Source organism: Sorangiineae bacterium MSr11367 (assembly GCA_037157805.1).
In the GTDB taxonomy this organism is placed as follows: domain Bacteria; phylum Myxococcota_A; class Polyangia; order Polyangiales; family Polyangiaceae; genus Pendulispora; species Pendulispora rubella.
In genome coordinates this window covers 285,018-303,135 of record CP089983.1, presented here as the reverse complement: position 1 = coordinate 303,135, position 18,118 = coordinate 285,018, and the positions used below count along the sequence as shown (strand labels likewise).

The following is an 18,118-nucleotide window of genomic DNA, read 5'->3' as shown; positions in this document are numbered from 1 at the left end:
GGGGTTTTGGTCCCCAATCCCTCTTTTTTTGCCCGCGGCTCTTTCATGCGGCCGCACAAAAAAACGAAGGGATTGAGGAACATCCCTCAATCCCTTCCCGTCTTCCCGTCTTCCCGTCTTCCCGTCTTCCCGTCTTCCTGTAAATTCTCTTCTCTTATTCGCCCCCGCCGGCAGCGCGCTTCATGCGGGCGGTTTTTTCGTAGTCGCCGAGGAAGCCTTTGCCGGTTAATCCGAAGTCAGTAACCGCGAGGAGGATCATTTCGTCGGGGCCGGTATTTTGCGTTTGGTGCATGCACCAGCGCGGCGCAAAGACGATGTCGCCGGGTTTTACTTCCTGCGGCGCGTAGTCGATGAGGACATACCCCGTACCTTGGACGACGTAAAAGACGGTCTCGTGCGCGTGGCGGTGGTGTTCGTTGCACTTGCCCGGGGGAATGTAGACCAGGCGAGGGTCGAGCACCTCGGGCCGGAAGGGAATCCGGTCGACTTCGAACTTGATGTTCAACTTTTCGATGGCATTCGTGTAAAGGGACTCGCCCTCCGCGCCGGCCGGATGGTGGAATCCTTCGGACGGGGAGGCCAGCGACTTTCGCGCCTGGATCTTCTCCATGATCGCGCGAACGCGGCGCGTCTGCACGGCGTCGTACAGGTTCTCGAAGAATCGCGCGCGCAGGGTCAGTGCCCGTTCCATCGCATCGTGGCAGCGTGAGCTCCAGGTGCGTTCGCCCGCATAACTGAGCATCACCTGCTGCAAAGTAAACGCGTGCGCGTCATCGCACTCCATGTGGATGCGGAAGAAGGAGAGCTGCTCCTCGGGAATGCCCGCTTTGAGCAGGCCCTCCACGAAAATGCCATACATCCGGGCGACGATTCCCTCGGTGCCCAGGGACAGGAACGCCGCGGCCTCCATGGGGTGGCCGCTCAAAATGAAATCGAGGTATTCGCGGACGAAATAACGCGAGAAGTCGGCATACTCGATGCCCGCCAAATCCTGGATGCCCAGGCCTTCTTGCAGGAACTTTCGAAAGATCTGCGCGTGGCGTTTTTCGAGTTCCGTCCCGCCGCTCTCTTCCCAAAGATTCTCGGTGATCCGCGCGCGCAGGAGGTCATCCTCGCAGTTGGCCAGGAGGCCGGCCAAGTAGCGCGTAAAATTCCGGGAATAGAGATAATACTGCGAGAAAATGTAGCGAAAGTCCTCGAGCTTCAGCGCGCCGGCTTTGCATGCGAGGAACAATCGATTGTCCCAAAAGGGATGCGTGGCCTGGCGCTCTTCCAGGTGCAAAAGGACCTGCAGCGCGTCGACTTCGCCGCCGCTGCTTGCAGGTCCGTTCGCCGTCCCAGCATGCCCAGTTCCGGGCCCAGTTCCGAGCCCAGTTGCATGCCCAGAGCCGAGAGGGGAGCCATTGGTTGGCGCGTTCCCGGCCGACCGAATCGAAGGGGGAAAATCAGAATGTATCACGCACTAAATTGTAATTCATCCACCGCGTGCATTCAATGGCCCGTCAAAAGATCTCGCACGCCGCTGCTCGGCTGGGGCAAGGGTGCTTTGGGCAAAGTTGCATTGCCAACATCGGACTCGAGCTCGTCGGCGTGGGCCGTTCGCGGCGCCGGCGACTCACTGGGTGCGCGCTTGTCTGCACTCCGCACGGCGGGTGCGATGACCTTTTGTGCACTCGGCTCCGCACGGGGAACGCTTCGCGCGGGTTCGCTATTGGACAATGCACTCGGTTCCACGGCGTGCGACACGTTCACGTGATCCTGCGATGCGGCAGGCGCGGGCGGCGGTTGAATGGCGACCGTCAGAGCCACCGTCGTATTGTTGGGCACTTGATACCAATTCGCGACATCTTCCGATTTCGTCAGCCGCACCACGGCAAAGGCCACGACGAGCAAGACCGCGAACAACGCGGCGCCCAGTGCCATGGTCCATGGACCGCGGCGCCCCCGGCGAGGCGAAATCGCAGGCTCTTGGAAAGGTCCACCGGCCACCGGCGTCGCCGGCGTGCGCGCCGCATGGCGTTTGGCCCTCTCCCACTTCTTGCGTTGCGGTTGCACGGGGACGGGCAACCCATCGATGAGCTCATCGATCGTCTCGGTGCTCGGCGGACGCGCAGGGCTCGGGCGCATGCGCACCACGGGCGTTGCCGAGGGCAACGTCGTGGAGATCGCTGCGTTGAAAGTCGGCGGCCCTGGCGGGCCGACCTCCGGTAACTCCAGATCGCTGGTCACCACCTCGTGCGTATCCCCCGCCCTCAGGTGCAAATTCGCGCTGTAGCTTGGCTGAGCATCGGGATCCGTCGTCTCGGCCTTCGCACCGGGAAATGCATCCAGGGTGTTCGCGTACTTCGATGTACGCGCATCGCGCACCACGCTGAGGAAGTCCGGCGTGGTTCGGTCGAGGCGCGGCCCATTCGCATTCAAAATGCCGCGACTCGTGCGCTCGCCCCACCGCGCGGGAAAACCCGGATCCGTGTCGACGTTCGTCGTCGTGTCCACCGAAACCGCACTGTCCTTGGTCTGCTTCATGGCCCCCGCCGGAAACGGTCGCCCCGCACCGCGCGGCTCGAGCGGGCGAAAAGGTGACAACGCCTCGTTGGGTGATCGATGCACACCGATCCTCGTCGGTGTCGACGAAATGCGCATTTCCGCTGGTACCCGCGACGACCAGCGACGGGGGTAACCTTTGCTACCGCTCGCGTGCGGCGCGTCGTAATTTTTCGACTTTTCGCGCGTTCGCGCCCGGTAGCGGCGTATACACGACGAGGCGCAAATCGGATCCGCCGTCCACGACGAAGGACGTATGTTCGAATTCGATCTCGCCTGCTACGGGATGCTGGAACCGCTTCACCCCTTCGCCGGGCGCGAGCACGTCCTGTTCGGGCCACCACCGGCGAAAATCAGCGCTGGCCTCCTTGAGCTCGCGCACGAGCTGCCCGAACGCCGCATCGTCGCGATGGCGACCGAATTCGACGCGAAACCGGGCGAGCATGGACCGCGCATCCGACTCCCACTCCGTCATCCGCGCGGCATAAGCGGGATACGTGAACACGAGCCACAACATGTTCCGGTGCGCCGGCGGGGTGGACTCCAAATCACCGAACACCGCCGAAAGCGATTCGTTCCACGCGAGCACGTCCCACCGCGCCGTGGTGAGGTAGGCCGGCCCGGGAATGCTCGCCAGCATACGCCGCAACGCGGGCGCGATCTCTGGTGCAGAGGAAGGGCCCCGCGGCGGGGGACGATTCTGCGCGAGCCCGAAAAGATGCTCGCGCTCCGTCGCATCGAGGCGCAAGGCCCGTGAAATGCACTCTAGGAATTGCGTCGATACTTGGATATCGCGCCCCTGCTCGAACCACGTGTACCAGGTCACGCCCACGCCCGCGAGGTGCGCGACCTCTTCACGCCGAAGGCCGGGGGTGCGGCGCCTCGCCTCCCCCGCGAACCCCGCGTCTCGGGGCGACAGACGCGCGCGCCGGCTTCTCAGAAATGCGCCCAGTTCTCGACGTATTTCCGTGCGTTCGTCCTCCGCCAATCGCGCCTCCCTGGTGGTTTCGATACCTGGATGATTTCTTCCTCTACCCGTAGCACCGCGGTGCCCTCAACTCTACGCCATGCTTCGAACGGCGACGTTTCGTATGGCACAGGTCGCCATCTGCCTGGCCGCCGCGTGCTCGAAAGGACCCACCATGGATCGCACAGAAAACAAGACCCTGGCGACGAAACTCGTCGTCGATCTCGTCAACGAGCGAAAGTACGAATTGGCCAATACCCTAGTAAGCCCCGACTTCCGCAGCCACAATCCGCGGGTCGGCCCCGGCCCCGCCGGCATGGAAGCCTTCGCGCGCAGCTTCGAGCGCCGGTTTTCCTCCCTCCGCGGCGACATCCTGCACCTTCTCGCCGAAGGCGACCGCGTCATGGTGTGGATCCACTGGCAAGGCACCCCCACCGAGCCCGCCGGCAGTGCCAAGGTCGACTTCGAAACAGTGGAACTCTTTCGATTCACCGAGCAAAAGCTCGTCGAACACTGGGACATGCAAGCCGCCCAATAGAACGGCTAAAGAGAATTCACAGGAAGACGGGAAGACGGGAAGGACTAACGGCGAGGGCAGCGCGGAACGCTTTTTTTGGGGGTTTACAGTTTGGCCGATTGGCTGATTGGAAACTAAAAAAAATCTTCCCGTCTTCCCGTCTTCCTGTGAATCCTCTCTCCTCTAGCGCTCCCCGACGACTACGGTTTTTCCGTGAGGCGGAAGGACTGCGAGGCAGCGCCGTTGCATGCGTACTGCACGAGTTGCACGCTGTCGGCGTTGGAGGCGTTGGGCACGGTGAGGCACTTCGAGCTGTTGCGGTTCACGAAGTGGTAGACACCGTTGCCCTCGTCGACGGGCTGCCATTGCTGGTTGTTTCCATTGCCGTAGGCCCAGAGTTGAAGCGGGGCATTGTCGGCGGTGGAGACGTTGGTCACGTCGATGACCTGCGCCGCGTTGTTGCGGTTGTTGATGCGCACGTAGCCGCCGCTGGTCGGCTGGAATTGGAACTGCTGGGCGTACGTATCGTTGCAGGCATATTGTTGAATCACCGTGCCGTTGCCCGAGGCGGCGCCCCGTGCGTCGATGCACTTGGCATTGCCCGCGTTGCTGACGCCGTACCAGGCCGTCGAGGAAATGGGGCCACCACCCGGTGGAGGCGAACCGCCACCGCCCAACCAGAGAAGCCCGTCGAGGATGAACCGATTCTGCTGTTCACTCGCGAACGTGGACGACGTCGACTGCCCCGAACCGCCCACCGCATTGTGGCCGAAGTTGGCATAGAGCATCTTGTAATTCCTGTTCGTCCACATGATCGGATAGTAACCGCTGTACCAGCTCTGGTTCGGATCGGTCCCCAGCGGAAAGCTCGAAGGATCGACGGACGTGAGGATCCTGATGTTCGCGTTGTTCCGCAGATCGTTGTTCCAGGCGTACCATTCGCTGACCGACGAGGTGAACGTGGCGTTCAGGCGCGTCGTCGAGGGGTGCGTGCGGTCTTCTGCGCGCAAAATGGCGGTGGTCGGACCCCAGGTGTTCGATTTGAAGGCGCCCGTGCCCAAGAATTCATTGTGGTACCAGCTCCACCCGCCGGGATTCGTGTTGAACGCCGACACATGAAAGCCGAAGAACCCGCCGCCATTTTGCATGTATTGTTGAAATGCCGACCGTTGCGCGGACGTCTGGGGCAAATCGTCGAGGAACATGACCACTTGGTATTGCGCAAGGTCGTTCGCATTGAGCATATTCCAATTGTTGGTCGCAGTGTACGAAAAGCCATTTTGAGAGGCGAGCTGCGAAAACCACGGATTGGCCTCGCGAACGAAGGCGATATGCCCCGCATCGAAGTTGCCATTGTAAAAGGCCAATACCTTGAATGCCGGCGCCGCCTCGTGCTGGCCGTACACCGGGCTTGCCCCGAGCAACACACACAGGATCCACAACGAAATCCAGGGAGCGGTTTTCCGCATGACGCCCCTCCTTTCCGAGCGACCTGATCTACACGACCCCAGCCATATGACGGCTCAAATATGATGACATTCGTCATCGAAGCCCGCGCCGAGATGCCGCTCGAAGATGTTGCATGGGCTACGACCGGACCTCGAAACGCTCCTCACAGCTCATGCAAAACCGAAACGTGCCGCGCCAGGGAGCCCGTGATAGCAGCGTAGGATGCAACCACTCCTCTATCGAGACCTCGTACCTTGGTATCGCCTGATCGATCCCCCGGCTGACCACCTCGAAGAAGTGGAGTGCTACCAAACGGCGTTGGAAGGTGCGGCGACGCCCAAGCCGGAGACGCTGCTCGAACTGGGCGCGGGGGCCGGCAACAATGCCTTTCATCTCAAGCGCCGTTTCCGTTGCACGCTAACGGATATTTCCGAGTCCATGCTCGACTTGAGCCGAGAGCTCAACCCGGAATGCGAGCACACGGTGGGCGACATGCGCTCGCTGCGGATGGATCGCGTGTTCGACGTGGTGCTCGTCCACGACGCGGTCATGTACCTGACCAGCGAAGAGCAACTCGAGGCCGCCGTGCTCACGGCGTTCACCCACACACGGCCCGGAGGCGCAGCCGTTTTTGCTCCGGATTACGTGCGCGAGACCTTCCACGAGTCGCACGACGTCCACACGGGGGACGACGGCGCGCGATCACTCCGCTGCCTCGAATGGACGTGGGACCCGAACCCGAATGACAGCACCTACGTCGTCGAGTATGCATTTTTGCTGCGCGACGGAAGCAGCATGCGCTCCGTGCACGATCAACACGTGGAAGGACTGTTCCGGAAGTCGACCTGGTTCGACGTGCTCTCCAGCACCGGCTTCCGGGTGCAGACCGCCCCGCGCAAGCTCAGCGAAGGCTTTGCCGACGAGATTTTCGTCTGCCGCAAGCCGCTGCTCTAGGCGGGCCTAATCCGAACGAAACGCCGCCGCGTGATCGCGCGCCCACGCCTCGAAGGACCGGGGCTCGCGCCCCAGCACGTGCGCCACGTCGTCGCTCCGACTGGCGACCTTTCCTTCGCGCCACCAGGTGTACCCTTCGAAGACGGCGGCCGCGTAGGCTTCGGGCACCCCGGCCGCGCGCAAACGATCGGCCGCCACCTGGGGCGAAACGTCCTCGATGGCGATGGGGAGCCCCAGCACTTCGCCCAGAATCGCCACTTGCCGGGGTGTGCTCAACGCTTCCGGCCCCGAGAGTGAATACGCCTTTCCATCGTGCGCGCTTTCGGTGAGTGCGCGGACCGCAACCGCCGCGATATCGCGCGGGTCGATCACGGCGTGCTTTCCCTCGCCGGTGGCCACCTGGATGGGGGCGCTCGCCCGGATCTGCGGGGCCCACCCCAGCGCATTCGAGGCAAAGGCCCCCGGGCGCAGCACCGTCCAGGCGAGCCCGGACTGCATCACCGCCTGCTCACCAGGCCGGTGCCATTCCGACGATTTCAACGCATTCAACCCGGGCGTGTCGACGCCAAAGGAGGACAGCTTCACCAACTTCTTCACGCGGGTCCCTTGGACCGCGCGCACCATGGCCAGATCGTGCTCGGCCAACGCGGGCCCCGCCGCCGTGACCAAAAAGACCGCGTCCACGCCGTCCACCGCCGCCGCCAGCGATGCCGCATCACTGAAATCGCCCTGCACGAGGTCCTCGTCGCCGCCCAAGAGCGATTTCGCCTTGCCCACGTCGCGGACCATCGCACGCCGAGGAACACGAGCCGCGCGCAGTTCGTTCATGAGCGCGCGACCAATGGTGCCCGTGGCACCCGTCACCAGAATCATGTCGTTTTCTCCTTTCGCGTGACCATGGTTCTCCGCCCGCGCCCCGTCTTGGAGATTTCGGCTCCGCCCCTACAATGCGACCATGTTCGAGGAACGCACCTTCGCCCCTACCCCGCCGCTCCGACCGTGGATCGCGGAGATTCGCATCATGTCGATGGCCGCCTCGCCCGCGCGCACACTCACCCGCCTGCCCAACGGCACGTCGTCCCTCGTTCTCTGCACGCGGCATGGCGGCACGGAGGTCGTGGCCGCCGGCCCCAACATGCGTGCATCCTACAAGCCCGCGGAGGCCGTTCCCCTCTATGCGCGGTTCGTCTTTCGGCCGGGCAGCGCGCGCGCTTTCCTGGGCGTCGCCCTGCACGAGCTCACCAATCGCGTCGTGTCCGTCGACGAACTCTGGGGCCGAAACGCCGCGCGATGGCGCGATCGCCTCGAAGGCGGTTCGCTCCAAGCCACGATCCACACCTTGGAAGCCGCACTCCTCGAGCAGCTCGATCCGAAGCAGGTCGACCCCTGGCGCGAACGCCTCGTCCGCGGCGCCGTGAAGGAACTGGAAGAAGCCCCGCACGCAACGCTGTCCGAGGTGGCGGCCCGACTCGGTGTCGGAGAACGTCGCTTTCGCCAGGTCTTTCGTGAGGAAATCGGCCTCTCGCCCAAGCGCTTCGCGCGCATCGCCCGCATCCGCCGCGTGCTCGCGAAGGCCGGGCGCACGGCCTGGGCCCAACTGGCTGCCGAGGCAGGCTTTTTCGACCAGGCTCATCTCGTGGCGGAATTCCGCGACCTGCTCGGGGTCGCGCCCACGAGCTTCCTTGCCGGGGATCTACCGGCCCGCGCCGCTTGCGCGGTAGCATCCGGGTGACGATGAGCAAACCCCTGGAAGACTTGGTCGAGCTGCTCGCGCTGGAGCGCATCGAGGAAAACCTGTTTCGAGGTCAGAGTCGGGACTTGGGCTGGGGAACGGTCTTCGGCGGGCAGGTCCTCGGGCAGGCGTTGTCGGCGGCCGAACAGACCGTGCCGGCCGAGCGTCACGTACATTCCTTGAATGCGTATTTCCTCCGACCCGGAAATGTCTCCCACCCCATCGTCTACGACGTGGATCGCATCCGCGATGGCGGCTCGTTCAATACCCGCCGCGTGGTCGCCATTCAACGTGGGGAACCTATTTTCAATTTGGCGGCATCGTTCCAAAAGCTGGAAGAGGGATACGATCATCAGGATCCCATGCCGGAGGTACCTCCGCCGGAATCCCTCCCCACGGATCAAGAGCGCGCCGCGCTCTCGACGGAATTGCCGGCGCGGGTGCGCGAAGTGGCCATGGCCCCAGGCCCCTTCGAGAGCCGCGCGATCGACGTGCTGGACAGCGCGATTCGCCCGACGCCGCGCGCGCCGATCCGTCGCGTTTGGGTGCGTGCGACGGGAACCTTGCCCGATCGACCGACCTTGCACCGCAGCCTGCTCGCGTACGCTTCGGATCGGTCTTTTCTCACCACCGCGTTATTTCCGCACGGTGCGGCATGGCTAACCCCCGGCCTTCAACTCGCGAGCTTGGATCACGTGATGTGGTTTCATCGCCCATTTCGCATCGACGACTGGCTGCTCTACGTCATGGAGAGCTCGACGGCACAAGGCTCCCGCGGCCTGACGCACGGTCGTTTCTTCTCGCGTGACGGGCACCTCGTTGCGAGCACCGCACAAGAAGGATTGATGCGCGTGCGCACGAAGACGCCTACTTCGTAATCACGGAATGCGCGCGCGCAAATTTCGTTTGGGCTCGATGTCGCGCGCACGACACTTGTAAATCCCGCCTTCGTTCAGCCAAAACTTTGGCGACGCTCCTACGTTATTTGGAAGGAGTTGGTTACCTTGAGCGTCACTAGATCAGGGCGCGTCTCACGACGCTCCGATCCAGCTTAAGGGGGCTTTGCATGATGCAGCCAAGGTTTGCAATCGGACGTGGTCCAAGGGCCTTTCGAAGCTCCGGAAAGTAGGCTCAACCCATGACCCGCGAGGATCGTCATACGCTCCCGCCAGAGCGCGATATCGTGGCGGCAAACGCACAAGCTATCCGAGTCTCCGTGATGGACGGAGTCGACGCTGGGCGATCGGTCGTCGTCTTCGCCGACATGCGAATTCACGTCGGCACGGAGGAGTTGTCCGATCTACGACTGAGCGATCGCACCGTCTCACCGCGGCATCTGGCCATCGATTGCATCGGCCATCGATTCCGCATGACCGATCTCGAGTCCGTCAGCGGCACCCGCCTCAATGGTGTGCCCGTTTCGGAAGCCTACATCGTGGCGGGGGACGTCGTCTCCTGCGGCAATATCAAACTTGCGATTGCCGCCGAGAACGCAAAGCAAGCGGCATTTTCCAGATCCGTTGCCATGGGCAAGAACGCCAGCACCATGACACCCCCCGATATCAAAGATCTGCTCGCCGAGTGGCAGGCGTGGGCGCACGTCTTCAGCAAGAGCCACCGCCGGGCCGCATTGCGCCTCGAACGGCGTCACTACTGGTTGGGCATTCCCAGCACCTTGATGGGTGCCGTCGTGGGGACGACCATTTTCGGTACGCTGGAAAAGGCAGCGGGGAGCTGGCCGCTCAAGATAGCTCTCGCCGCGGTGAGCATGTCGGCGGCGTGCCTCGTCGCACTGCAAACCTTCCTGCGTTATTTGGAAAGGGCCGGTCAGCACAATCTGGCGCACGCCGAGTACGAAGACATCGCCCGATCCATCGAGCTGCTCTCCCTCGACAGCCGCAGCCGGCGCGATTGGGTGAAGTCGCTCGAAGGCCTGGGCCACCGCCTCGACGCCATCAAGGGCAAGGCGCCCATCCCGCCCGACGCGGAAGATCTCGAACTGCAATTCGAAGAAGCAAAAGAGCGCTTCCGCCTCAGGCTCAGCGCATCGGTGAAGTTCCGCGAGCGCGACGTCCAGAGGCAGGCGGACACCACCCCCAACGTGCGCCACGCCGGCTTCTCCTTCCCCCCACCCATGGGCTACCTGAACGGCCCCCTCGAGCCTTCGCGCTTCTACGAAGACGACGAGCGCATCGCCTTGCGGCGTGAAGCCAAGGAGCGCGCCCGCTACGAGTCCGAGCGCAAAATCGCACTCGACCGCACCAACGAACCGCACTGGGAAGGCCCGAGCTTCGCAGCCCAACTCCGCGCCTTCGAAGACGTCGACGGCTAAACCCCGCGGCGGCTGATCGTGCGATCAGAGGTGGCCTGCGGCTGATTTTACCGCCAGGACGCCAGGGTCGCCAGGAGTTGCCAGATGAAAACTCCATAAACCCTAATTGGATTGATTGGGTTTATGGGGTTTTCCTTGGTGATCCCTGGCGACCCTGGCGTCCTGGCGGTTTCTCTTTCCGTGGATCACGCGACGCGTTGGGAGCGGTGCGTCACGGGGATTTGCTGCGCTGTGTCCGGTTTTGTTATTTAATTGCATCGTTTAATTTTGATTTTTGCATCGTTTAATTCGTTACTTGCTGGAGGAGGTGTCGACCATGAGGACACACATCTGCTCCAGCGTTGCCGTCGCGGCGACGTTGCTGTCCGTCTATGCGTGTAGCGATGGGAATTTGGAGGAAGGTGCACGCGACGAATCGTCCATTCCCATCGGGTCGGCGCTCGCAGTCGCGGGACGGGGCGCCACCGTAGCGTTCATCGAGCACGAGGCCGAGAACGCGGTGACCAATGGCACCGTGCTCGCGAAGAACCGCAGCGCCGGCACCTTGGCCGGGGAAGCCTCGGGCCGCAGGGCCGTGACCTTGTCGGGGCAAGGCCAATACGTGGAGTTCACCCTCACGGCGCCGGCCAACTCCATCGATGTTCGCTACAGCCTCCCCGATTCGTCGGCGGGCACCGGCATCGATGCCAAGTTGGGACTCTACATCGACGGGGTCAAAGACCGCGATTTGGACCTGACCTCGCGCTATGGCTGGTATTACGGCTCATATCCCTTTACCAATCGGCCCGGCGACGGCAAGGCGCACCATTTTTACGACGAAACGCGTGCGCTGCTCGGAAGGACCCTTCCTGCGGGAACCAAGGTAAAGCTCCAGGTCGGGCCGGGGAACGATGCGCCGTCGTACACCATCGATCTCGCCGATTTCGAGCAAGTAGGCGCGGCGGGCACGCGCCCGGCGAACTCGCTCTCCGTCACCGAATACGGCGCCACCGCCAACGATGCGACGGACGATGCCAATGCCTTCGATGCCGCCGTATCCGCCGCGCGCACCCAAGGAAAAGAAGTGTGGATTCCGTCGGGTGTGTTCATGATTGGCCACCACATCACCGTCAACCAGGTGACCATCCGCGGCGCGGGCGCGTGGTACAGCGAATTGCGCGGCAATCGCGCGGGCATTTTCGGCTTGGGCGAGCCCCCGAGCTGCGACGTCGGCGGCACCCGCGGAAGCACGAGCAGCAACGTCAAATTGTACGATTTTGCCATCATCGGCGAGGTCAAGGAGCGGGTCGACTGCGACCAGGCCAATGGCATCGGCGGTGCGCTGGGCGGCGGTTCGGAGATCGCCCGGCTATGGATTCAACATACCAAGGTGGGATTGTGGCTCGACGGGCCCTTCGATGGCCTCACCATTCGCGACAACCGCATCCTCGACCAGACCGCCGACGGCTTGAACCTGCACCAGGGCGTCAGCCACGTCACGGTGACCAACAATTTTTGGCGCAACTTGGGCGACGACGGCCTGGCCATGTGGTCGGAATACAATGCCGATCATGACAACGTATTTTCCTTCAACACGGTCATCGCGCCGATTCTCGCCAATGGAATTGCCATCTACGGCGGGTACGGTAACAGCGTGACCGACAACGTCATCGCCGACAACCAGGATCAAGGCGGAGCCATCCACGTGGCCAACCGCTTTTCGGCCGTTGCGCTCAGCGGCACCACCACCATCGCGCGCAACACCGCCATCCGCTGCGGCGTGCTCGATTCGAACTGGAACTTCGGCGTCGGCGCCCTCTGGTTCGACGGGCGCGAATCGGGCTTGAACGGCACCATCAACGTGAGCGACACCGACCTGGTGGACAACAATTACGAGGCCATCCAATTCATCGACAACCCGGCCAACGACGTGCACTTCTCCAATGTGCGCATCCAGGGCGCGGGCACCTTCGCGCTGCAGCTGCAGGCCAATGGCAGGGCGACGTTCTCCAACGTGGTGGCCACGAACATCGGCCGCGCCGGCATGTACAATTGCATGGGCAGCGGCGCCTTCACCATCGTCGACCAGGGTGGCAATTCCGGGTGGAGCACCAGCTATTGCGGCAGCTGGCCCACCCCCATTTACGACGGAGACAACGGCGGCAGCGACGCCGGTACCGATTCGGGCACGGACACGGGCACGGACAGCGGTGGCAACCCCACGGGCAATTTGGCGCTCAATCGGCCGGTCGCGGCGAGCAGCTCGCTGGGCAATTACCCGGCAAGCAATGCCGTCGACGGAAACCAGAATACGTATTGGGAAAGCACGAACAACTCCTTCCCGCAGACCCTCACCGTGGACCTCGGGACCAACCGAAGCGTGAACCGGGTGGTGCTCAAGCTTCCTGCTGCCAACTGGGGGACGCGCACGCAAACGCTGTCGGTCCTGGGCAGCACGGACAATTCGAATTACACGACGTTGCTCTCGTCGCGCGGGGTGGTCTTCGATCCGGCCAGCAACAACACCGCCACCCTGACCTTTCCGGCAAGCTCACAGAGGTACATCCGCCTTCAGATCACCGCGAACACCGGATGGCCCGCCGGCCAATGCTCCGAGTTCGAGGTGTACTCGCCATAGTCCTTCATCGGGGGCGCTCGACCCTTCGGTACAAGTGGTACCGGTCGAAGCCAATGCCCTCGATACCGGACATTCCCTCGAAGATGCCGCCCCTTCCACCGAGGACGCCGGACTGCAAGGCGTCCCGGTGTGCGGCTTCGCTGGTCCATTCGGCGTAGACGAGGACGCGCTTGCCGTCGTTGCTGAAAAGGAGGTGCCCGCCAACGCCCCCGGGGTGCGCGGGTGCGCCTTCTCTCACGATGCGCGAGAAAATCGTCTGCTCGACTTGCAATTGGTGCTCGGGGCCGTCGGTGGCAATGGTCACCAGGATGATGCACCCCGGAAAAATGTCGCGCCTCTGGGACATGTTGCGTTGGACGCGCGAGCGGATGACGCCCATGCGTTGAACGTTCGACACGGCCCGGTCGACGGCCTCGGCCACGAGCGAGCGCTGCGTCCGTGAGAACGCGCGGTGAGCTTCCTCGCTGGTCCATTGGCCGTAGAACCAGACGAGCTTGCCGTCGGGGCTCAAATAGCAATTGTTCGAAATGCACTCCTCCGGCCACGGCAGCTGCTTCCATGCTTCGATGGCCGCGTCCGCGGCGGCACGCTGCCGCTCGTAGCTGCCCAGGTACCAGACGCTCGTCACGACGCAGCCCACGTCGGGCCGCATGAAGTCGGGGAGACAAAGAGGCTCACTCATGCCCTGATTATGGGACCTCGAGTTAACTTTAGGTCAAGGGGTGCTCACGACTTTTTACCGGTGGGTGTTACCCTGTCGCCCATGAAAACGCCGCTCGGTGTCGAAGGGACGTAGATGCTCGCCCGCTATTCCATCGTACGCGGCGCGCCAGCGTCGAGTCTGCCCAAGGGGATTCGGCAAGATACGCGAAAGCACACCCGCCACGTGCTCCGGCCCACGGCCGACATGGTGGAAGAGGTACTCGGGCGCGCCGATGACGCCTCCGCCTGGCGCACGTTCACCACGAACTACCGAGCCCTGCTCGACGCGCGGTTCTCCGAAGACCGAGGGCCCTTCGATGCCCTGGCCGACCTTGCGCGCGAAGGCGACGTGTACCTCGGGTGCAATTGTCCCACGGCGAAGAATCCCGACGTCCGCCGTTGCCATACGGCGCTGGCCCTCGCATTCATGAAAAAGCACTATCCCGATTTGGACGTGCGCAAGCCCTGACTCCACGCGGACACGACGCCGTCGAGCACGGCCATGGGCAAGGCCCCGCCCCCGAGCAACAGATCGTGAAAGGCGCGAAAGTCGAAGGCCGCGCCCAATTCGGTCTGGGCTTTGGCGCGCATGCGCTGCAGTTCGAGCCGCCCCACCATATAGGAGAGGGCCTGGCCCGGCATTTCGATGTACCGATCCGTCTCGGATTGGATCTCCACATCATCCATCACGGTGTTTGCACGCAAATAGTCCACCACGCGCGCGCGGCTCCAGCCCAGGGCGTGCAATCCCGTATCGACGACGAGGCGCGCCGCGCGCATGGAATCGGCCGCGAGCATGCCCAGACGATCGAGCGCGCTGGAGTAGAGCCCCATTTCGTCGGCGAGGCGCTCGGCGTAAAGGCCCCAGCCTTCGATGTAGGCATTGATGCCCGCCACCTGGCGGAGCATGTGCAATCCTTTTAGCTCCTGCGCAATCGTAATTTGGAAATGGTGACCCGGCACCGCCTCGTGGAACGAGGTGGCCTCCATGCCGTAGCGACTGCGCTCGTTCGCGCGGTGCGTATTCGCATAAAAGGTACCAGGATGCGAGCCATCCATGGGCGCGGGCATGTAATACGCCGCCGCCGCGGCCTCCCCCGCCTCCGGCGGCGTGGGCTCCAGCGCGCACGGGTGCGAGGGCAATCGCCCAAACCACGACGGCGCGGCGGCCTCCGCCCGATCGATGGCTGCCCGCGCGCACGCGAGCAACTCGGCGCCATCCTTCCAGCGCATCGCCGAATCGGTGCGCATGCGCTCGTGCACCTCGGTGACCGTGCGCACGCCAAAGAGGGAAGCGCCGATGGCCACGTATTCGCCGGCGAGGCGCTCGATCAATTCGAGCCCGATGCGATGCAATTCCTCGGGCGTATGCCCCGTCGTGGTGTGCGTGCGCGCGAGCGCGGCATAGGTCGCGCCGCCGTTGGGAAGCCAGCATAGGCCGGGGCGTTCCTCCGATCGACCGTGCGGAGCAATCTCCTTGGTGAGGACCTCACGGTATGCGGCAAAGGCCGGCCGCACTTCGTCGGCCAAAAGGCGATCGCGCTGCTCCACGCGCACGCCGGTCAGCGACGGACGGCGCAGTGGATCGGATTCGGGAGCGGCGAGGTATGCCTCGAGCCGCGTCCGCGCAGCCGCCACGCGCTCGGCCACGGGAAGGCGCCCCGCAGCGACGCCCTGCCGATGCCGTTGCGCGGCCTTGCCGAGAAACTCGGGCACCGCGGCCAGGCGTTCGAGGTACGCTTCCTCCTGCTCGACACGCGCCACGCGGACGAGCGGCAGCGCCAAGAGCAACTTGGCGATGGGCGCAGTGATGTAATCCGCCATCGTGTGCTCGATGAGCCGCGCATCGATGCGGTCCACGAGCGATTCCGCCTGCTGCAGGAGCAACGCGTGCGTCACCTCGTCCTCGGCGGCCGGCTCGAGCTCACGCGCCGCCTGGGCCAGCGCCTGCGCGCGCTCGCGCAAGCGCGATTCCGCCGCCTCGTCGGGATCGGGCAGGCGGTGTTCGTAACCGGGATATCCCTGCAAAAGCTCGTTCAGCGGATCTTCTTCCGCCAAAAGATCGAGCATGGTGTCGGCGAGCTGGAGGACGGTCATCCCTCCGTTTTATCCGAATCCCCCGTCATCCAGCCCGCGACGATTTACGTCAGGAGCACCAATACCCGTGTTCCAACGTGCCGTCGCCAATGCCGCTGCAGCCGTCGGGGTTGGGCTCTCCGGTGGGCCCGCACTTTCCGCACAGGGTGGCATTGCCGGCGGCGTCGCGGTACACGGCGCGGCAGGGGCCCTGCGGGAAGTAGCTCCAACAGCCCTGGAAGGTGGAACCCGCCGGCGCGGCCTCGGGCGCAGGCTCACTGCACCTTTCCGTTTGGCGCGTGTCCGGCGTCGCGGCGACGCTGCGCGCCTCGCCCGCGGTGAAAACGGCAACCAAGAAACCGGCACCAAGAATGCTCGATACGAAATGTCGCTTCATGGCAAACCTCTCAGGATCGGCCCCGCCGATGGCGTGGCGCGTCGTTTGGAGTTTCCAAAGCCCGCCGCTCGTGAATAAGGAAGCGGACGGCGCGACTACCCTATCATCAAAGCCGGTTCTCGCGAGTGATCCGGGAAGAGACGATTCGCATCGGACGGACGCCGATATTTTCGACGCTGGGCAGCGTAAAGGCACCACTGCGATTTTCGCCGAAACCGGAGGAGCCGACGGATTTTCCGTCGGGTAGCTGGTCGTGCGCTTCGACCTCCACCACGACGTGGAATCCCTTCGCGTTTGGCGGGATGCGTACATTCTTCTTTGCAAGATGCTTTCGAATGGTCGCAATCAGTTCATTCCAGCCCTCGTAATTGGTGGTGGCCGAGACGAGGCTGATTTGCACGCCACCTTCGACGCCCACGGTGACGTCGAACACCGCCTTGCCGTTCTCCGGCGCCTCGCTGCCGCGGGCCGCCATCTCCACGGCGGCCTTCACGGGGCTGCCACGCCCTTGATCGAACACCGCGGCCAGTTCTGCACCAACCGAAGGGCGTTCGTCGGCGGGAGCGTCGACCTTCGGGATCGCGCCCGGCGGCAGCTTTCCCGTCACGCCCGGTGTGCCGAGCCCCAAATCGACGGGGCCCCGCGCGGTGGGCGAGAATGTCCACCCGCCCGACGCCGACCCCGATGGTGCAGGCGGCGCTGGCTCGACGTTGGGGGTTCCATCGCCACCGCCCCCCTTGCTCTGGGGGCGGGGTGTCGCGGAAGACTCACGCGCCGGCGTAGGCTCGGGTAGTACGCGGGAGGGCTCGACGGGCACCTCCTCGGCTTGTGGGATCGGCGGCGGCACCTCGCTCGCAAGATCGAGATCGACGACGTCCTCCGCGGACTCGTCCCGATCCGCCGGCGTGAGAACGATGTGATTTCTCCACATGGCGACGAGCAAGGCGGAGTGGAGGCCGCACGCCATGACCAGCGACACACGGGCGCGCCGGTTGGCGCGGCGCGCCTCGTAGCTGGGTCGATCGATGAGCTCGTGCACGTAGCGTCCGCCTTCAACCGGCGAAGGCGTCCTTTATTCCGCCGCTTTGCGTTATTGCTGCGTGCGTTCCAAGGCGTCGGCGGCTTCCAACTCGTCACGGTAGCGTTCACGCTCTTCCGCGGAAAGGTCGATCGTTGCGAGCTCGGCGCGCAAAGCCGCGAGCCGCTTCGTTTCCCCCAATGCGACAGCGAGCTCGGCCCGGAGTGCCAGCGCGCGCGCCCGATCGATGGGCGGCGCGGGTTCGTTCCGTGCGAGCGCGGCATCGAGCGTCTGGGCCGCCAAGCCGTCGTCGTTCTGCGAAACACGCGTGTGCTCGGCCATGTTGATGGCCCTCGCCAAGCGCGACGTCGGCGCAGGCTTGTCCTTCTTCTTCGAGTCCGCCGCGCGCCGGATGAAAATAATGGAGTTTCCCGAAGGGTCGACCACGGTAAAGCGCGTTTGGCCTTTGCGGAACCGCGCGATGCGGGGAATTCCCGAAATGGGCAGTCTGCCGTGCGCCCCGCGCAATGAAGCGGCGAATTCACCGTGCAACGGTTCGACCTCGTCCACCATCACCAGACAAATGCCCAGCGACTCCTCCCGCTTGAGGCCTTCGCGGCCGTGGAAATGCAAATGAACATCGTCCCGGCGAAAAGCCAAATAGACATAGGGCGCGCTCTGCTTGTGCGTCACCTCGAAACCGAGCAGCCGATAGAAGTCCAGCGTTTCGGGCGCGGACACACAAGGAAGCACCGGGATGGTCGTCGCGAGCATGCTGTCGATCTACTCCAAAGGCGCGGGCCGGGCGGCGCG

Annotated in this window: 17 protein-coding genes; 7 read left to right on the top strand and 10 right to left on the bottom strand. The window is 63.8% G+C overall.

Translation table 11 applies throughout. The annotated features are described in order from the left end of the window. Positions 1 to 154 precede the first annotated feature (154 nt). The 3 genes from LVJ94_01285 to LVJ94_01275 form a co-directional block, all read right to left on the bottom strand. Positions 155 to 1,282: an iron-containing redox enzyme family protein gene (locus LVJ94_01285; GenBank protein WXB05896.1), complete on the bottom strand. Its 1,128-nt coding sequence runs from the start codon at positions 1,280 to 1,282 to the stop codon at positions 155 to 157. A gap of 209 nt (positions 1,283 to 1,491) precedes the next feature. Next, a complete protein-coding gene (locus LVJ94_01280) occupies positions 1,492 to 2,610 on the bottom strand; it encodes a hypothetical protein (protein ID WXB05895.1) in 1,119 nt (372 codons plus the stop codon). A 76-nt stretch (positions 2,611 to 2,686) separates the two neighbouring features. After that, positions 2,687 to 3,532 (bottom strand): helix-turn-helix transcriptional regulator, encoded by an 846-nt coding sequence (locus tag LVJ94_01275; protein WXB05894.1) that lies wholly within the window; start codon positions 3,530 to 3,532, stop codon positions 2,687 to 2,689. 154 nt (positions 3,533 to 3,686) lie between these two features. Between LVJ94_01275 and LVJ94_01270 the strand changes: the two genes are divergently transcribed. Next, positions 3,687 to 4,049, top strand: a complete 363-nt coding sequence (locus LVJ94_01270; GenBank protein WXB05893.1) for an ester cyclase — start codon at positions 3,687 to 3,689, stop codon at positions 4,047 to 4,049. 179 nt (positions 4,050 to 4,228) lie between these two features. Here the strand turns inward: LVJ94_01270 and LVJ94_01265 are convergent, their stop codons facing one another. Continuing rightward, entirely contained in the window at positions 4,229 to 5,497 is a 1,269-nt protein-coding gene (locus LVJ94_01265) for a ThuA domain-containing protein (protein WXB05892.1), read from the bottom strand. A gap of 202 nt (positions 5,498 to 5,699) precedes the next feature. Here LVJ94_01265 and LVJ94_01260 point away from each other — a divergent pair, with 202 nt between their 5' ends. Next, positions 5,700 to 6,431 (top strand): class I SAM-dependent methyltransferase, encoded by a 732-nt coding sequence (locus LVJ94_01260; GenBank protein ID WXB05891.1) that lies wholly within the window; start codon positions 5,700 to 5,702, stop codon positions 6,429 to 6,431. A gap of 6 nt (positions 6,432 to 6,437) precedes the next feature. On the opposite strand, the gene LVJ94_01255 is transcribed toward LVJ94_01260, so the two are convergent. After that, positions 6,438 to 7,304: an SDR family oxidoreductase gene (locus tag LVJ94_01255; protein WXB05890.1), complete on the bottom strand. Its 867-nt coding sequence runs from the start codon at positions 7,302 to 7,304 to the stop codon at positions 6,438 to 6,440. Positions 7,305 to 7,386: 82 nt separating this feature from the next. Between LVJ94_01255 and LVJ94_01250 the strand changes: the two genes are divergently transcribed. From LVJ94_01250 to LVJ94_01235, 4 genes are all read left to right on the top strand, one after another. Next, positions 7,387 to 8,163, top strand: a complete 777-nt coding sequence (locus LVJ94_01250) for an AraC family transcriptional regulator (protein WXB05889.1) — start codon at positions 7,387 to 7,389, stop codon at positions 8,161 to 8,163. A 2-nt stretch (positions 8,164 to 8,165) separates the two neighbouring features. Continuing rightward, the gene (gene tesB / locus LVJ94_01245; protein ID WXB05888.1) at positions 8,166 to 9,041 is read left to right on the top strand and encodes an acyl-CoA thioesterase II; all 876 of its coding nucleotides are present in this window, start codon (positions 8,166 to 8,168) and stop codon (positions 9,039 to 9,041) included. Positions 9,042 to 9,301: 260 nt separating this feature from the next. Continuing rightward, positions 9,302 to 10,495, top strand: coding sequence for an SLATT domain-containing protein (locus LVJ94_01240; protein WXB05887.1), 1,194 nt, complete (start codon positions 9,302 to 9,304; stop codon positions 10,493 to 10,495). A gap of 316 nt (positions 10,496 to 10,811) precedes the next feature. After that, positions 10,812 to 13,112, top strand: a complete 2,301-nt coding sequence (locus LVJ94_01235) for a discoidin domain-containing protein (protein ID WXB05886.1) — start codon at positions 10,812 to 10,814, stop codon at positions 13,110 to 13,112. A gap of 4 nt (positions 13,113 to 13,116) precedes the next feature. On the opposite strand, the gene LVJ94_01230 is transcribed toward LVJ94_01235, so the two are convergent. Beyond that, complete coding sequence (locus tag LVJ94_01230) at positions 13,117 to 13,794, bottom strand: antibiotic biosynthesis monooxygenase (GenBank protein ID WXB05885.1); 678 nt, start codon at positions 13,792 to 13,794, stop codon at positions 13,117 to 13,119. 114 nt (positions 13,795 to 13,908) lie between these two features. On the opposite strand from LVJ94_01230, the gene LVJ94_01225 reads away from it, so the two are divergent. Continuing rightward, positions 13,909 to 14,283: a hypothetical protein gene (locus tag LVJ94_01225; protein ID WXB05884.1), complete on the top strand. Its 375-nt coding sequence runs from the start codon at positions 13,909 to 13,911 to the stop codon at positions 14,281 to 14,283. Here the strand turns inward: LVJ94_01225 and LVJ94_01220 are convergent. The 4 genes from LVJ94_01220 to LVJ94_01205 form a co-directional block, all read right to left on the bottom strand. Beyond that, on the bottom strand, positions 14,253 to 15,911 hold the full coding sequence (locus LVJ94_01220) for a DUF885 domain-containing protein (GenBank protein WXB05883.1): 1,659 nt from the start codon (positions 15,909 to 15,911) through the stop codon (positions 14,253 to 14,255). The two genes, LVJ94_01225 and LVJ94_01220, sit on opposite strands and share 31 nt — an antisense overlap. A 49-nt stretch (positions 15,912 to 15,960) precedes the next feature. Further along, complete coding sequence (locus tag LVJ94_01215) at positions 15,961 to 16,287, bottom strand: hypothetical protein (GenBank protein WXB05882.1); 327 nt, start codon at positions 16,285 to 16,287, stop codon at positions 15,961 to 15,963. A 106-nt stretch (positions 16,288 to 16,393) separates the two neighbouring features. Beyond that, positions 16,394 to 17,326 (bottom strand): hypothetical protein, encoded by a 933-nt coding sequence (locus tag LVJ94_01210; protein ID WXB05881.1) that lies wholly within the window; start codon positions 17,324 to 17,326, stop codon positions 16,394 to 16,396. A gap of 51 nt (positions 17,327 to 17,377) precedes the next feature. Beyond that, entirely contained in the window at positions 17,378 to 18,079 is a 702-nt protein-coding gene (locus LVJ94_01205) for a hypothetical protein (GenBank protein WXB05880.1), read from the bottom strand. Positions 18,080 to 18,118 lie beyond the last annotated feature (39 nt).

Excerpts from the sequence above, each read along its gene's own strand:
- LVJ94_01260 (WXB05891.1), top strand. The coding sequence starts at position 5,700 with ATGCAACCACTCCTCTATCGAGACCTCGTACCTTGGTATCGCCTGATC.
- LVJ94_01205 (WXB05880.1), bottom strand. The coding sequence starts at position 18,079 with ATGCTCGCGACGACCATCCCGGTGCTTCCTTGTGTGTCCGCGCCCGAA.
- LVJ94_01230 (WXB05885.1), bottom strand. The coding sequence starts at position 13,794 with ATGAGTGAGCCTCTTTGTCTCCCCGACTTCATGCGGCCCGACGTGGGC.
- LVJ94_01220 (WXB05883.1), bottom strand. The coding sequence starts at position 15,911 with ATGACCGTCCTCCAGCTCGCCGACACCATGCTCGATCTTTTGGCGGAA.
- LVJ94_01270 (WXB05893.1), top strand. The coding sequence starts at position 3,687 with ATGGATCGCACAGAAAACAAGACCCTGGCGACGAAACTCGTCGTCGAT.
- LVJ94_01255 (WXB05890.1), bottom strand. The coding sequence starts at position 7,304 with ATGATTCTGGTGACGGGTGCCACGGGCACCATTGGTCGCGCGCTCATG.
- tesB (WXB05888.1), top strand. The coding sequence starts at position 8,166 with ATGAGCAAACCCCTGGAAGACTTGGTCGAGCTGCTCGCGCTGGAGCGC.
- LVJ94_01225 (WXB05884.1), top strand. The coding sequence starts at position 13,909 with ATGCTCGCCCGCTATTCCATCGTACGCGGCGCGCCAGCGTCGAGTCTG.
- LVJ94_01235 (WXB05886.1), top strand. The coding sequence starts at position 10,812 with ATGAGGACACACATCTGCTCCAGCGTTGCCGTCGCGGCGACGTTGCTG.
- LVJ94_01215 (WXB05882.1), bottom strand. The coding sequence starts at position 16,287 with ATGAAGCGACATTTCGTATCGAGCATTCTTGGTGCCGGTTTCTTGGTT.
- LVJ94_01250 (WXB05889.1), top strand. The coding sequence starts at position 7,387 with ATGTTCGAGGAACGCACCTTCGCCCCTACCCCGCCGCTCCGACCGTGG.
- LVJ94_01265 (WXB05892.1), bottom strand. The coding sequence starts at position 5,497 with ATGCGGAAAACCGCTCCCTGGATTTCGTTGTGGATCCTGTGTGTGTTG.
- LVJ94_01240 (WXB05887.1), top strand. The coding sequence starts at position 9,302 with ATGACCCGCGAGGATCGTCATACGCTCCCGCCAGAGCGCGATATCGTG.